This window comes from Paenibacillus thiaminolyticus (genome assembly GCF_003591545.1).
Taxonomy (GTDB): domain Bacteria; phylum Bacillota; class Bacilli; order Paenibacillales; family Paenibacillaceae; genus Paenibacillus_B; species Paenibacillus_B thiaminolyticus_A.
Map to the genome: position 1 here is coordinate 1 of NZ_QYZD01000024.1, position 13,669 is coordinate 13,669.

Consider the following 13,669-nt stretch of genomic DNA (forward strand, 5'->3'; position numbering starts at 1 on the left):
TCACGTACGGTTTGATGAGGAGGGGCAGAAATTTTCTGCCCTTTACTCTAGCACTCGGTGAGGTTGCGCTGGAGTCCCAATGAGCAGAAGGTTGAGGGGGGGGGATCCTGCAATTTTACATCTTTTTCTCCCTCTCGCAGGTAAATTCGGTGATATTTCTGCAAAACTACAGCATTTTGCCTGTGGTAATCTGAAATCCTGGCCCAAATGGCAATAATTCCTGCAGATTTGCAGGATTGCTCTTCTCAAAAAACGGACCCGGTAAAAAAGCTGCAAATTTGCAGCTTTTTGGGGAAGCTGAACGTAAAGGCGGGTTCAGTAAAAGTCTGTCGGGGGGAAGGAAGGGACCGGACCACTTGGGGGACGGCCGCCAGGGCCGTTCGTGCTCCTTCGCCTCTTGAGGGCAGGATGGTTCGGCTTTGAATAGTGGCATTTTTCGTTGCTTTCCTGTAACATGGGGAAAATAAAACGGAATCGAGCGTGAATGGATGCTGGAATGGACGGGGGAACGAATTATTCCCAAGCTGATGAAGCCGATGAACGGGATGCTGCTGGAGCATATCGCCCGCTACTACTTCGCGACGCCCTATGTACGGGGCAGGGTGCTCGATATCGCTTGCGGGACCGGCTACGGTTCTCATCTGGTCGCGAAGGAGCGCAAGCGGGAGGTGAAGGAAATTGTCGCCGTCGACAATGACCTTCCGACCTTGCAATATGCACGGCGGGAGTACCATCATCAGAAGGTGACGTATGTTGAGGGGGATGCGACGGACCCGGAGCTGCCAGGCAAGCTGGGCACCTTCGATACGATATTGAGCTTCGAGACGGTGGAGCATGTGGCCGACGATTGGCAATTGATGGACAATCTGTACCGGATGCTCAATCCGGGCGGCGTCCTGGTGCTGTCGAGTCCGTTCGGCAGGGGGAGAGGCATGCCGACGAGCGAGCCGTTCCATGTGCATCAGCTGACCCCGGAGCAATTCGCGGAGCTGTTCACCCGGTTCGCGGAGACGGATATTTACTATCAGCGTGGCGTCACGTTCGAGAAGCCGCGGGAAGGGGTGCGGTATTTCATCGGCGTCGCCGTGTGCCGCAAATAGAGGACTGCATCCCCAAAGCAGCTCGAGCTGTGATCGGGAGGAGCCGTGCGCGAAGGAGGGAAGCATATGGAGCAGAGTGGTCAGCAGCGGGCGAGCATCCGCCCCGGCCTACAGGTGGATATTGTCTTGAAGCAGGATCAGCGCACTGGCAAGACAACCCGGGGCGTCGTCAAAGATATTCTGACGAATTCGGCCTATCATCCGCATGGCATCAAGGTTCGCCTGCAGGACGGGCAGGTCGGCCGGGTGAAGCAGATTATCGGGGCCGGCGATTCGTCACCTTGAAATCGATGAATCAATGAATCAAGAAGAAGTAATGAATCAAGGAAGAATCAATAAATCAATAAACCAATGAATCCATGAATAGCAAAAGAGAAACCAATGCATACGCATAGAGAAGAAATGAGGTGGCCTGTCTGTCAGGCTTTATATCATTGGGCATTCGCCAAGAGTGGGCGAATCGATTAACGAAGCAAGGAATTACGGCGCCGACGCCGATTCAGATTCAGGCGATCCCTGCCGCGCTGGCTGGCCGGGATGCCGTGCTGCAGGCGCAGACCGGAACGGGGAAAACGCTGGCGTTCCTGCTCCCGATCCTGCAGCGGATCGATCCGGAGCAGCCCCAGGCGCAGGCGCTTATCGTCGCGCCGACGCGGGAACTGGCTCTGCAGATTACGGCAGAGGCCAAGAAGCTGACGAACTCCGCCCCGGATGGAAGCGGAGGCATTCATGTGCTGGCCGCTTACGGAGGCCAGGATGTGGAGAAGCAGATTCGCAAGCTCCAGGGAGCATGCCAGTTGGTCATCGGCACGCCGGGCCGTTTGACCGATCATCTGCGCCGGGGCACTTTCGACGGCTCCAGCATCCGCCTGCTCGTGCTGGATGAGGCCGATCAGATGCTGCATATGGGCTTTCTTCCCGAAGTGGAGGATGTGATCTCTCACACGCCGCCGAGCAGGCAGACGCTGCTCTGCTCGGCGACGATGCCGGAGCCGGTCCGTGCGCTCGCCGCGCGCTTCATGCGCTCGCCGCTTGATCTCCGGGTGGAGGCGGAGCAGGTGACGGTAAAGGATATTCGCCAGCTCGTGGTGGAGACGACGGATCGGGCGAAGCAAGAGACGCTGTTCCGTCTCCTCGACGAGCATCGCCCGTATCAGGCCGTTATCTTCTGCCGCACGAAGCGGCGGGCCCAGACGCTGTATGAGGCATTAAAGGCGAAGGGATACGATGCGGACGAGCTGCACGGCGATCTGACCCAGGCGGTGCGGGAGCAGGTCATGAAGCGGTTCCGGAAGGCGAATGTGCAGCTGCTGGTGGCAACTGATCTGGCGGCACGCGGATTGGACGTGGAAGGAATTACGCATGTCTTCAACTATGATATTCCGCATGATGCGGAGAGCTATATTCACCGGATCGGGCGGACGGGCCGTGCGGGTGGAGCCGGGTGTGCCATCACGCTGGCCGCGCCCCGCGATGAGAGCTATCTCGCTCTCATCGAGCAGGGCATCCGCATGAAGCTGCACCGGCAGAGCCGGGGCGGCCCGTCCGGCGGACGCACCGAGAGTGAGCGTGGCGAGAGCGGACGCGGAAGCGCACGGCGCGGAAGCGATCGGGGTGCCGGTGCGCGCAGCGCGGCAGATGCGGGGCCGGAACGCCGCAGAGCCGGCGGCCATGCGGGTGGCCGCCAGGGGGCGCGCCGCGGGCAAGAAGAAGGCCGCGGCGAACGAACGCAGCGGCCGAACCCGGCCCGCTCGGGAGCCGGGGCGGAGCGTCCGGCAGACCGCCGGCGGAAGGCGGCCGACAGCCGGGCGCAAGCCGAGCGGGGCAAGGGTGGCTGTGGGGCGGCCCAGGCTGCCCGGGGACGCCGCGGCCATGCGCCAGTCACCGCCGGCGGCGGGAAGCGGGGCTCGTCCGCGGCCGGACAGCGATCCGGGCGGAATGCCACGCCAGGGCCGGGCAAGAAGGGGAAGGCGCCGCGCGGACGGAAGTAATGCGCTACGGGGTCGCCCACCCAAGCCGAACTGTATATGATGGATGCCGGACCGGGCGCCCCAGAGATTGGGGGCCCGGTTTTGCCTTTTCACAGACTGATAGTATGTTACTATGAGAGTAAGATGTGAAAAGATTCGACTAAATGATCCATTGACTGACGAAAGGTTGATTCCACTCCATGCTGCGCATGCGTGACCCGCTAACGAGTCTGATTAACATTCCGGCAACAGCGATGCAGAGAAAGACTGCCCTCTCTATCAGTATCGGGGTATTCGCCGTCTCGCTGCTGATCAGTCCCTATGTCGACATGCCGCTGCCCGAGGTCCGGCCGTTCCTGCCCATTTTTATTGCCTGGATTGTGTTCGGGAATTTGATGACGGCTTACTTGCTGTATGTCCAGTTCCGGGCGACGGGGGATAAGCCGATTCTTCTGCTCGCGGCTGCCTTTTTGTTCTCCGGCTTGATTACGATTCCGTATCTGCTGACCTTCCCGGGCATTTTCTCCGAGACGGGTCTGCTGCATGCGGGACCTCAGACTTCGGTCTGGTTCTGGGTGATCTGGCATGGCGGCTTTCCGCTGGGCATTATGTTGTACACCTATAGTCTCCGGAAATGGAAATCCGCCCTGACCGAGCGCAGGGAGAAGGCGACAGTGGCCGCCATCTTCGGCACGGTGGTGCTGCTTACTGCGGTTCTGTCGTACCTGCTTGGGCAGTTCCGGGACGAGCTGCCGGTTCTTATCGAACAGAATCATTACGGCCTGATGTTGAATATGGGAATCGGGCCCGCGCTGTGGCTTCTCAACCTTCTCGCTCTGGTCTATCTGTTTACCGCCACGCGAGCGCAGAGCCTGCTGCATCTGTGGCTGACGATGTCCGCCTTTATGTTCTGGATGGATATCAATCTGTCGCTGTTCGCCGGAGTGCGGTACACTGTCGGCTGGTATGCCTCCCGGATCAATTCTTTCATCTCGTCAACGGCGCTGCTGACCGTGTTCTTCCACGAGCTGAACCAGCTGTATGTCCGGCTGATTCATTCGCAGACGGCGCTGAAGCAGTCGCAGGAGCGGGTGGAGACCATATTGGACAGCATTACGGATGCCTTTTTGGCGGTGAATCAGAATTGGGAATTTACGTATATGAACAAGGAAGCGGAGAAATATACCGGTCTCGACTTCGAGGTAGTCAAGGGCCGCTCGATGTGGACCGCCAGCCCTCACTTGCTGAGAGGCAAGATGTATGCGATGTCGCATCAGGTAATGGAGAGCGGCGATCCGGCGGAGCTCACGGAGTATGACAAGCTGCAGGAGCGCTGGCTGGAGTTCCGGATTTTCCCGACGGGGCAGGGCGTGTCCGTCTATTTCCGCGACGTGACCGACCGCATCGTTGCCGAAGGGAAGATGAAGGAAGCGAACAAGAAGCTTCAGATGGCGAATCGCCTGCTGACCGATTTTTCCTACTCCGACGGCTTGACGGGCGTGTACAACCGCCGCTATTTCGACTTGATGCTGCAGCAGGAATGGGAGCGGGTGAAGCAGGAGAGCTGCCCGCTGTCGCTTATTCTGCTCGATATCGACTATTTCAAGCGATATAACGACACGTACGGGCATCTGGCGGGGGACGAATGTCTGCGGCAGGTGGCCCAGGCGGTCAGAGCAGCGGTTACTCAGCCGCTATCCGTCGTGGCCCGCTACGGCGGGGAAGAATTCGCCGTCCTCCTGCCGCATACTCCGGCTATGAATGCGGTCATTGCCGCCGAGGCAATCCGTCTGCAGGTGGAATCGTTGACTATCCGTCATGAGGCGTCTGAGGTGGGCCATTTTGTGACACTCAGCCTCGGGGCGGCCACCTGGATCCCGGGACGGCAAGAGCATTGTCCTGATCCGCAAGCCCTCGTGCAGATGGCGGATCAGGGATTGTATGCGGCGAAGCGGGACGGGCGCAACCGCGTGAGGATGCAGGGGGACGGCCCTTCAGGATGAACAGGCGGAGGCGAAGCTGCCATACCGGTACCTTGCCCGGCAGGGCAGGGTATTTTTTGTCGGAATAGAGAGCAAACGGCGGAATGTTGACAAGGAAATAGAAAATGTTGGGGGATCTTGCTACAATGGATGAAAGTACAGGCACAGCGCCGGAGCAGGCAGGGGCAGGCGGGCGCTGACGGCGGAGCGGGGGGAGCAGGTGGCACAGACGGTCAACGAGTCGGCCTTGAAGCGGAATACGAGGCTGCAGAATAAGTATCGGATTGGAAAAGTTGTGTCGAGCGGCGAGTTGTCCATCGTCTATAAAGCGAGACATATTGAGAGCGGGTCATGGTGCGTGATCAAGGAATTTTTCCCGCAAGCCTTGGCGCGGCGGGATCGGGATCGGCGCTCCGTGTGCTGCCGTATGCCGGGGGCGAGGGCGCAATTCGAGGAGCAGCGGGATATTTTCGCGAAGGAGGGGCCGCTGCTGCAGCGGTTGAGTCATCCTTGCATCGTTGATTATGTCGATCACTTCGAAGAGGGCGGCACGGTCTACCTCGTGACAGCCTACTGCCCGGGCATGACGATGGCGCAATATATTCGGGAAGGGAAGGTGCCGTCCCGGGCTCGATTCTACAAGGAGACGATGTTGCAGATCATTGATGCGCTGGAATATATACATAGACAGGGCCTGATTCACCGGGATATCAAGCCGGGGAATATCATTATCGATCAGGAAGGAAGGCCGAAGCTGATTGATTTCGGATCGGCGGTGCATTATGAAGCGGGCGGGAGGCAGCCGATCTTCACGACGGCGGGCTATTCGGCGCTGGAGCTGTATTCCGAGACATCGCGGCAGGATCCGGCAGCCGATATATACAGTCTTGCGGCGACGCTGTACTTCTGCTTGTGCGGCCAGCCGCCGCTGGATGTGACCCAGCGGCTGTTCCGGGATCAGGTTGAGCCGCTCCGGCAGCGAAGCCGGGGCACGAGCCCTCTGCTGGCCCGGGTAATTACGAAGGGATTGGCCATCAACGCCCGCAAGCGCCCGGCCTCGCTGAATCCGTTCCGGATCGCGCTCTATGCGGAGCATCTCAAATGGGCGCTGAAGGAGAGGCTGCAAGGTCACCGCCTTCCGGATCAGGCGGCGGACCAAGAATCGATGTCCCGGGGCGGGAGCTAGAGTGCAGCGGATACTTATGAAGCGATAACAGGAAGAGCCGGGGTGGACGCCCGGGCTCTTCCCCTATCAGCATATCAGCCCGATTCCGGCAGCGAATGCGAACGTCCTGTAGAGACGGAACCCGACTTGAGCGGCTTATAACGAAGCTCGATCTCGGTAATGCCGTCCTCGAACGTCACATAGATTTTCTCATTGTATTGCACAACTTCCTTCTTGCCTTTCGGAATCGGCGTCCGCCCCTTGTCGACGGCGCAGGACGTATGGTGAACGACCCGCAGCACGCCCTCCTTCCCCGGCTCCAGCAAGATGCGCTCCGCTTCCGGCAGCGGCTCATGAATGTCGAGGCTGCGGAGCAGATCGGCCAGGCTGACCCGGCGCTTGTCGAATGATGACAGCGGCCAGAAGGCGACCGGGATGTCGTTGCCGCTGGCGGTATTCAGGAAGTAGCCCTCCAGCCGCCCGGCGAACTTGGGCCGCGGCCGCAGCCACAGGTAGGCCGCGCCGCCGATCAGCGCCGCGATCAAGACGCCGGCCCCGATCTGAAGCGGCCGCTCCCAATAGGACCGGACCGTGAAGGCGAGCGTCGAGACGGCCGTGCCGCCTTCCGGATCGGAGGCTTGCACGGCGAGCGAGGCGTCGCCTGTCTTCCGCGGCGTCACAACAAGCCAATTATCCTCGATATAAGCGCCTTCCAGTTTACTGTCCGTTGGCGGCTGAAGCTGGAAGGTCATCGCATCCCCGTTCGGATCGCGGAACCATTCTCTCAGATCGATGCGCACTTCCCCGTCTTCCTTGGTCAGGGAGAGGGGCGAGGCTTCGACCGCTTCCGGCCGCAGGTTCTCCACCTTCCGTTCTATCTCCGGGCTCATGCGGTAGAAGTCCGGGCCGTGCATATAGACATGCCAGCGGTACGAGCCGGATTGGCGGAACACATAATCCCCTTCGAACCCGTTCCCCTTCCTTGCCAGCGGAGTCCGCTCTTCCTCGCCAGAGTCAAGATAGGTTACGACAAGATCCGCCTGCATCGTGTCGAATACATGCGAATCTTCCAGCCGGGAACCGTCGGGATGCTGCAAGTATGATAAAAATTTCGTATTTTGCCCTTTTATAATTTCCTGGGACTCAAGAACTAGCTCTGGTCCCAAACTATAGTTCCCGAGCAGATTCACTTTGACGAAATCTCCCGGTTTTCCCCGCAGCTTGATGACCAGTTCCCCCTGCTCGGGACGAATGATTTTCATCAGACGGTATTTATTCGACTCGTACAGGCGCACGTTTTTGGAGCTGTAATACAGCTGGGATTCCCGCAGCGGGTGCGAAGACAGCAATATAATATTCGCTTCGCTCATGCTGGAATTCGGAATCGGCACCTTCACCTCCTGAAGCTCGCCGGTTGCCGTTACGGCGGCGACCGTTACGAGGACGGACTGAATCTGGTGGGCGAAGATTTGATTGAAAATATCGGGCAAATCATCCGCGCTGTCGGTTATGAACGATGTTCCGCCCGTCTGCTTGGCGATCCGCTCCAGCTCTTCCTTGTTGACCGAGCCGTCGTGGTTCAGGCCGATCGTGTAGATGGGATAGCCTTGCGATTGGGCTTGCATAATGACATGCTTTACGTCCCGATTGGAATCCTCCACCGTTCTTCCCCGGGAAGTATAGCCGAAGTCGGTGCCGCCATCGGACAGCAGGATGAGGAACGGAACGCCGCTCTTCTCCTTGTCGGAGGCGAGCATCTCCGCGCCCGTGCGCAGGCCGAGCCCCAGATCGGTATAGCCGTAGCGCGGCATATGCTGCAGCTTCTGCTTCAGCTTCGCCTGATGCCCAGGCGAAGCGATGGACGTCAGCGGCTGCGTCTCCACGATGCGGTCGTTGTAGGCGACGAAGCCGATCCGGGTCTTGGCGGGATCGCTCATATCCATGAACATGTTAATGACCTCGGCAGCGATGCCGTCCTTGTCGGTCTCATTCATCGAATAGCTGACGTCCAGAACGAATACGGCGTCGATCCCTTGCGAGGCCGCATTTGCGGCTTTGTCTGCGGCGTATGCGGGCGCTGCGCCGCCTCCGCTGCTCCACAGCACGATCAATGCGATGGCAGCCGCCAGCCCCTTGAACAGGCCGCCGCGCTTGGGCAAAGTTTTTATCATCCTCTCACCTTTTCCTGTAAATGGTAGATTTATAGTCATTTGGGAACCTCGCGGCAATCCTTACAATATCCAAATAATAGAATCGGATTCTCGAAGGCAATTCTAAATAGCTTTTCCACGGTTCGACATTTGTTGTCAAAGAAAGACTATATTTTTGGTTTAAAAGTCCCGATTCGAAGACTCATTGACACGTTGGGAGAAATATTTTTAAGATAAAGTCGAATAAGCTCGATTACCATTTTTTTTCGTTCGTGCGAAAGATTGCCGCGTGAAAAATATAGTTCCATGCGATTAGTCGTTATGTCCAATTCGTCATGGGGCATGAATCCTGTTTGTTCACGGAAAGAGCCTTTATACTCAATTGGAATCCGAGGGGGATTGCGTCTCCTGCCTTATGCCGGCCGCGCTACCTCTTGCGGGACAGGACGTTCGCCCGGCAGGGCGGTGTCCGCTTCGCCCGAGGCAATACATGCATCAAGCGATAGAAAGGAGGAGCATATGATTGGCAAGCCGGCTGCGGCCATGCCGTAACCGCTTGACATCATGTTGCTTAACGACATGGACATCATTAACCAAACGAACCGTGCCATGCTCTTCGAGGAGATTAACCCGGAGAAGCTGGATCTTCTGACCATCGTAGGCGATGTCAGAGGGATTGACAGTCTGAGCGACGACAAAATCAAGGAAGTCAACGAACATCTGCTTGTCCGCAGCTTCGACGAGTTCCTGGACAAGTTCTCCCCAAGCGTCTACTCATTTTTCAACGCTGCGAACCAGAAGGTAATGTACACGCTGAAGAAACCGGAGGGGATCGCGGACGATTGCATTTCGGAGATCAAGATCGACCAGAGCAACGATTTTCTGAAAATGCTGTTCACGCTCATTGATACGAAGCGCAGCCAGGGCATCACCAACGTCGACTTCAAATTCGAGAATCTGCTGGACATGATCTCGCCGAAGAAGGTAATGGACGACATCCGCCAGGTGCGGAAGGAGATTCATTACATGTACACCCAGTATGACAAGCTGGATGAGGGCGATCCGAAGAAGCTCGATCTCGGCGACAAGCTGAACACGATGTTCGAGGATGCGAGCAAAAATTACAACAACGTAATGGCGATGCTTCCGCTCGCGATCGAGGATATCAAGACGCGTCTCCTGCTCGGCGGCTCGCGGGAAGAGAATCAGGCGGAAGCGATTCAGATCGGGATGCTGACGATCGGAGACGCGGGCGAGCTGAAAATTATCGAGGCGCCGAAGAGCGAGAGCACCGAGCTGATGCTGATGGATGACAATAGCAGCACCGGGCTGGCTACCGTATTCGAGGAAGATTACGAGTCGATCTCCGAGACGCCGTCCTCCTACGTGAAGGACCTGGTTGTCCGCACGTTCTGCCCGCTGCCTGTCGTGCAGACCGAGGTGGATGTCGAGACGGAAGTACAGAACTACAACACCTATCTCGAGTTTTACAAGAATGCGAAGGACGATTTCGTGAAAACGGTTAAACCGCTCGTGGAGAAATTATTGGGCGTCCGCATGTTCTTCGACCAGTATGCGACCAAGAACAAAGGGATGCTGCCGTCGATGCTCGTCACGAACGCGACGCTCGACATGACGGTGAAGAGCAACAATATTCCGCGCCTGGAGACGTACCTGAACACGGTGAACTCCAAAAACGAATTCGCCGATACGATCTGGTTCGGCATCGTGCCTTCGGTGGAGCTGGAATCGGCAGGCAAGGTGAAGGTGACCCGCGAGCGCTTCCGGGGCAACGGGAAGGCCGTGAAGCAGGAAGGCAATACGATGGAGTCGCTGACGATGCTGCTTCAAGTCGTCAAGGACTACAAGGTTCAGGTCTTCTTCAGCTTCGAATCGGGCGAAGAGACGACCTTCAGCAGCATGGCGACCTCCGGCCTCGACAAATACATCGACAAGTGCAGCACCATGGTACGCAAAGAATACAGCGAATTCGCCATTCCGTGCGTTCCGAACTTCACGGTCATTCCGAAGGACAAGTCCGGCGTCGTCATCGACAGCCGCATGCTGCAGACGGAGCATGGCGTTCAGCTGTCCAAGGAGAAGGAAGACATTCTCAAGCTGTGGATCGAGGGCGTCTATATCGGATCCGCTTATGTCGCCGCTGGCATCGTGGCCGCGTACCAGTGTCCGGAATATTTGCGTGAATCATTCAAAACCGTAAGTCGGGAATATCCGGGTGTCAGATTCGATATTGAGGCAAGCGACCATGCGCTCCGGGCCGTCACGACGATGGCGAAGGAGATTACCGGCTTCACGAACAACATCAAGGATGCGATTAACCGGAAAAACTTCGGCTTCGTCTTCTCTTCCGAGAATGCGCAGCTGCAGGATAAGGACATCAAGCGCATCACGGTGTATAAAGCGAGAAGCATGGCCATGACGGAGGGCGGCTTCGATCCGCTCTACAAGACACTGGTCAGCACGTACATCGAGCGGATTCTCCGCTTCCAGACGGGTGACTTCAAGCATGAGAACATCGTCAAGTTCTTCAGCAACAACCCGAGCAGCCAAAAAAGCAAATGGCTCGGTACGCGCGGGTATGTCAACTCCATCATTCAAGACGGCGATGACATGTCCTACATCATCGATGACAAGAGCAATCTGTGCCACATCGATCTCGTGTTCAATGGCAATGTGAAAAATCTTGAAGTCATGATCACGAAAGGCACCACGCCGGTCAAGGCGTGACCCGTATGGCTGGATTTTGGAAACGTATGTTGGAGGTGTGCTTAACCAAGCTCGCCTCTCTACATAAATCCCGGAAGCGTTCATCGCCTCCGGCATCAATCTCAACCACATTCAAGGAGGTAGTATTCATGGGATTCATTCTCAGAGTAGAAGGTGCAGAAACAATCGAGCTCGGCATGGACAACATCCAAAAGGTCGTCTATGACACCGACACGCCGGACGACTCCAACGCAAGATCGACGGATGTTGGCGCGACTATGCGCATCTCCGGCAAAATCATCACGGCGACCGACGGCGACAACGCCGACGACACGAAGAAGTTGGCGTTGTGGTCGCTCGTTCCAGCAGAGAAGGCGGACTGCTACCGCAAAGTGACGCTGGAAGTCATCGCCGCGGATCAAGTCGTGCGCAAGGTGTACTTCCCTAACGCGTTCGTCGTGGATTATACCGAGACGTACGGCGACACGGAAGGGGTCGGATCATTCAGCCTCTACATCAAGCAGAAGAAAGACAAAACCGAGCTCGCAACGATCGACGGCGGTTACCCGATGTAAATCGGGTTCCCGCACACGTGGCGTAATCGGAACATGCATTCCAAGTTTAAGAGGCTTCGTGCCTCTTAAATTTTATTTCTTAGCGAGTGGCGGGGAGGATGCGGATGGCTGCGAATTATTATGACGTGCTGGGCGTGCGGCGCGATGCGGCGCCGGACGAGATCAAGAAGGCCTACCGGCGGCTCGCCAAGCAGCATCATCCCGATGTGAACGGCGGCAGCGCCGAGGCCGAGCAGCGGTTCAAGCAGATTCATGAAGCGTATGCGGTGCTCCAGGATGAGGCATCCCGAGCCGCGTATGATGATGAGCTGGACGGAAAAGGAAAGGCCGGCAAGACATTCGGCCATGGCGGACAGCGGGGAGCGGGGCCGGAACGCCCGCGCGAGGCCGCGGGGACATCCGCGCAGGAACCGTTCGATCCGCGGAACGTGGAGGCGAACTTCGCCCGGTTCTTCGGCTTCGATCCGAAGACGAAGAAGCCGACCGGCATGAAGGGCGCGGGCAAGGAAGCATCGGAGCCAGTTGACGCGGCGGCGATGTTCCAGCGGTATTTCGGCATGCGGAAGAAGTGAAGGGGCGGAGCGACGATCCGAATGGAAGCGGTTCGCCTCATTACAGGCATGGCTTGCGCCTGAGCGCATTCGGAAGCGCATCCGGCTGCCCGGTAACCGGGCGGGCCGCCGCAGCGGCCGCCAGATGCGGATCAATCATAGGTAGGATTCATTGAATTCATGGAAGTTAGACAGAGAGTACATTGGCATATTGATTCTGGACGGGCTCCGTCTTGGCACGGGATCCTTGTACTGTTGGAGGAATCGAATGTGAGGTATGAAACGGATTATGAAGAAGCCCATTCCAACTGGGAGCATTGTGCCGGCTGGATTATGGTCATTGATATGCTGATTGCCGGTATTGCGGCGGCAGCACTATTCTACGTGTACATATGGAATGCGGATCTGGTATTGAAGGTGGCGGTTGGTGTCCTGCTTGCCGCAGGGGCAGCCGTCTATGCCACTTGGAGGGCTCGAAGCCGCATGAAGCGCCGGCAGGACGGCGCAGCCATTGCCAAGCTCGTTCTCCTGGACGAAGAGGGGGAGAGCGTGAAGGAATGGTACATCCATGGGGAAACTTCCTTGCTTATCGGCAAGAGCTCTGCGCAAAGCGAGGTTGACATAGATCTGTCGGATTCGGAATACGCGTCGCTGATCAGCAAGCATCACGCGGTGCTGAATTATGCTTCGGGAAGCTGGTATGTGGAGGATCTCGATTCCCGCAACGGCGTCGGCATTCAGCCGGCTGGACGCAGGACAGCGGAGCAGTTGGAGGAAGAGGGGCCGTACCTGATTGAATCCGGCGATATTATTTGCATTGCCAATACGCGAATCGTGGTGAAATAGCGCCATGAGCGCTACATCGATAGAAGCAAGACCTCTATAAAGAATCGAGTAACGGAGGAATGAACAGGATGAGTCTGACAAGATGCGCCAACGGGCACATGTTCAGCACGCGCAAGCACGGCAATATTTGCCCATATTGCAGTATCTCGGTGGAGGCGGCGCCGAGCGGCGACGCGGCGGCGAAGAAGCCGGTGCGGCCGGAAGAGGACGAAAAGACGATGCCTTATCTGGGCGAGACGACGGGCATTGACCCGGTAACAGGGTGGCTCGTCTGCATCGAGGGGCCTCAGCTCGGCCAAGATTATCGGATTCGCGCCGAGAAGAATTTCATCGGCCGCTCCGAGGACATGCATATCCGCATTCTGGGCGACAATGCGATCTCGCGGCGGAACCACGCCGTCATCGTGTACGACCCGAAGAAGCGCAACTTCTATCTCCTGCCGGGCGACGCTTCCGGCCTGGCCTATCACAATAACGAAGCGGTATATACGCCGGTAGAGCTAGCCGCTTACGACGTTCTTCAGCTCGGCCGGAGCAAATTCATCTTTATTCCGCTCTGTGGGGTCCATTTCGAATGGGACCATAACGAAGGTTAATATGGGC

Annotated in this window: 11 protein-coding genes; 10 read left to right on the forward strand and 1 reads right to left on the reverse strand. The window is 57.4% G+C overall.

The window, feature by feature from the left end; genetic code table 11:
• Positions 1 to 488: 488 nt before the first annotated feature.
• From DQX05_RS21325 to DQX05_RS21345, 5 genes are all read left to right on the forward strand, one after another.
• Positions 489 to 1,100 (forward strand): class I SAM-dependent methyltransferase, encoded by a 612-nt coding sequence (locus DQX05_RS21325; protein ID WP_119795490.1) that lies wholly within the window; start codon positions 489 to 491, stop codon positions 1,098 to 1,100.
• Between the two features lie 66 nt (positions 1,101 to 1,166).
• A complete protein-coding gene (locus DQX05_RS21330; protein WP_119795491.1) occupies positions 1,167 to 1,385 on the forward strand; it encodes a YwbE family protein in 219 nt (72 codons plus the stop codon).
• Between the two features lie 149 nt (positions 1,386 to 1,534).
• The gene (locus DQX05_RS21335) at positions 1,535 to 3,091 is read left to right on the forward strand and encodes a DEAD/DEAH box helicase (RefSeq protein WP_119795492.1); all 1,557 of its coding nucleotides are present in this window, start codon (positions 1,535 to 1,537) and stop codon (positions 3,089 to 3,091) included.
• Between the two features lie 179 nt (positions 3,092 to 3,270).
• On the forward strand, positions 3,271 to 5,073 hold the full coding sequence (locus DQX05_RS21340) for an MASE4 domain-containing protein (RefSeq protein ID WP_119795493.1): 1,803 nt from the start codon (positions 3,271 to 3,273) through the stop codon (positions 5,071 to 5,073).
• Positions 5,074 to 5,272: 199 nt separating this feature from the next.
• Positions 5,273 to 6,238, forward strand: coding sequence for a serine/threonine protein kinase (locus DQX05_RS21345; RefSeq protein WP_119795494.1), 966 nt, complete (start codon positions 5,273 to 5,275; stop codon positions 6,236 to 6,238).
• 74 nt (positions 6,239 to 6,312) lie between these two features.
• Here DQX05_RS21345 and DQX05_RS21350 read toward each other — a convergent pair whose 3' ends face one another.
• Positions 6,313 to 8,388: a vWA domain-containing protein gene (locus tag DQX05_RS21350; RefSeq protein WP_119795495.1), complete on the reverse strand. Its 2,076-nt coding sequence runs from the start codon at positions 8,386 to 8,388 to the stop codon at positions 6,313 to 6,315.
• Positions 8,389 to 8,946: 558 nt separating this feature from the next.
• Between DQX05_RS21350 and DQX05_RS21355 the strand changes: the two genes are divergently transcribed.
• From DQX05_RS21355 to DQX05_RS21375, 5 genes are all read left to right on the forward strand, one after another.
• Complete coding sequence (locus DQX05_RS21355; protein ID WP_119795496.1) at positions 8,947 to 11,115, forward strand: transcriptional regulator; 2,169 nt, start codon at positions 8,947 to 8,949, stop codon at positions 11,113 to 11,115.
• Between the two features lie 128 nt (positions 11,116 to 11,243).
• Complete coding sequence (locus DQX05_RS21360; protein WP_087444273.1) at positions 11,244 to 11,669, forward strand: membrane-associated protease 1; 426 nt, start codon at positions 11,244 to 11,246, stop codon at positions 11,667 to 11,669.
• 104 nt (positions 11,670 to 11,773) lie between these two features.
• A complete protein-coding gene (locus DQX05_RS21365) occupies positions 11,774 to 12,241 on the forward strand; it encodes a J domain-containing protein (RefSeq protein ID WP_119795497.1) in 468 nt (155 codons plus the stop codon).
• A 249-nt stretch (positions 12,242 to 12,490) separates the two neighbouring features.
• The gene (locus DQX05_RS21370; RefSeq protein ID WP_119795498.1) at positions 12,491 to 13,066 is read left to right on the forward strand and encodes an FHA domain-containing protein; all 576 of its coding nucleotides are present in this window, start codon (positions 12,491 to 12,493) and stop codon (positions 13,064 to 13,066) included.
• A 68-nt stretch (positions 13,067 to 13,134) separates the two neighbouring features.
• Positions 13,135 to 13,662, forward strand: a complete 528-nt coding sequence (locus DQX05_RS21375; RefSeq protein ID WP_006677005.1) for an FHA domain-containing protein — start codon at positions 13,135 to 13,137, stop codon at positions 13,660 to 13,662.
• Positions 13,663 to 13,669: the final 7 nt, after the last annotated feature.

Coding starts and splice junctions, on each gene's coding strand:
- DQX05_RS21325 (WP_119795490.1), top strand. CDS start 489: ATGCTGGAATGGACGGGGGAACGAATTATTCCCAAGCTGATGAAGCCG.
- DQX05_RS21330 (WP_119795491.1), top strand. CDS start 1,167: ATGGAGCAGAGTGGTCAGCAGCGGGCGAGCATCCGCCCCGGCCTACAG.
- DQX05_RS21340 (WP_119795493.1), top strand. CDS start 3,271: ATGCTGCGCATGCGTGACCCGCTAACGAGTCTGATTAACATTCCGGCA.
- DQX05_RS21350 (WP_119795495.1), bottom strand. CDS start 8,388: ATGATAAAAACTTTGCCCAAGCGCGGCGGCCTGTTCAAGGGGCTGGCG.
- DQX05_RS21355 (WP_119795496.1), top strand. CDS start 8,947: ATGGACATCATTAACCAAACGAACCGTGCCATGCTCTTCGAGGAGATT.
- DQX05_RS21360 (WP_087444273.1), top strand. CDS start 11,244: ATGGGATTCATTCTCAGAGTAGAAGGTGCAGAAACAATCGAGCTCGGC.
- DQX05_RS21365 (WP_119795497.1), top strand. CDS start 11,774: ATGGCTGCGAATTATTATGACGTGCTGGGCGTGCGGCGCGATGCGGCG.
- DQX05_RS21375 (WP_006677005.1), top strand. CDS start 13,135: ATGAGTCTGACAAGATGCGCCAACGGGCACATGTTCAGCACGCGCAAG.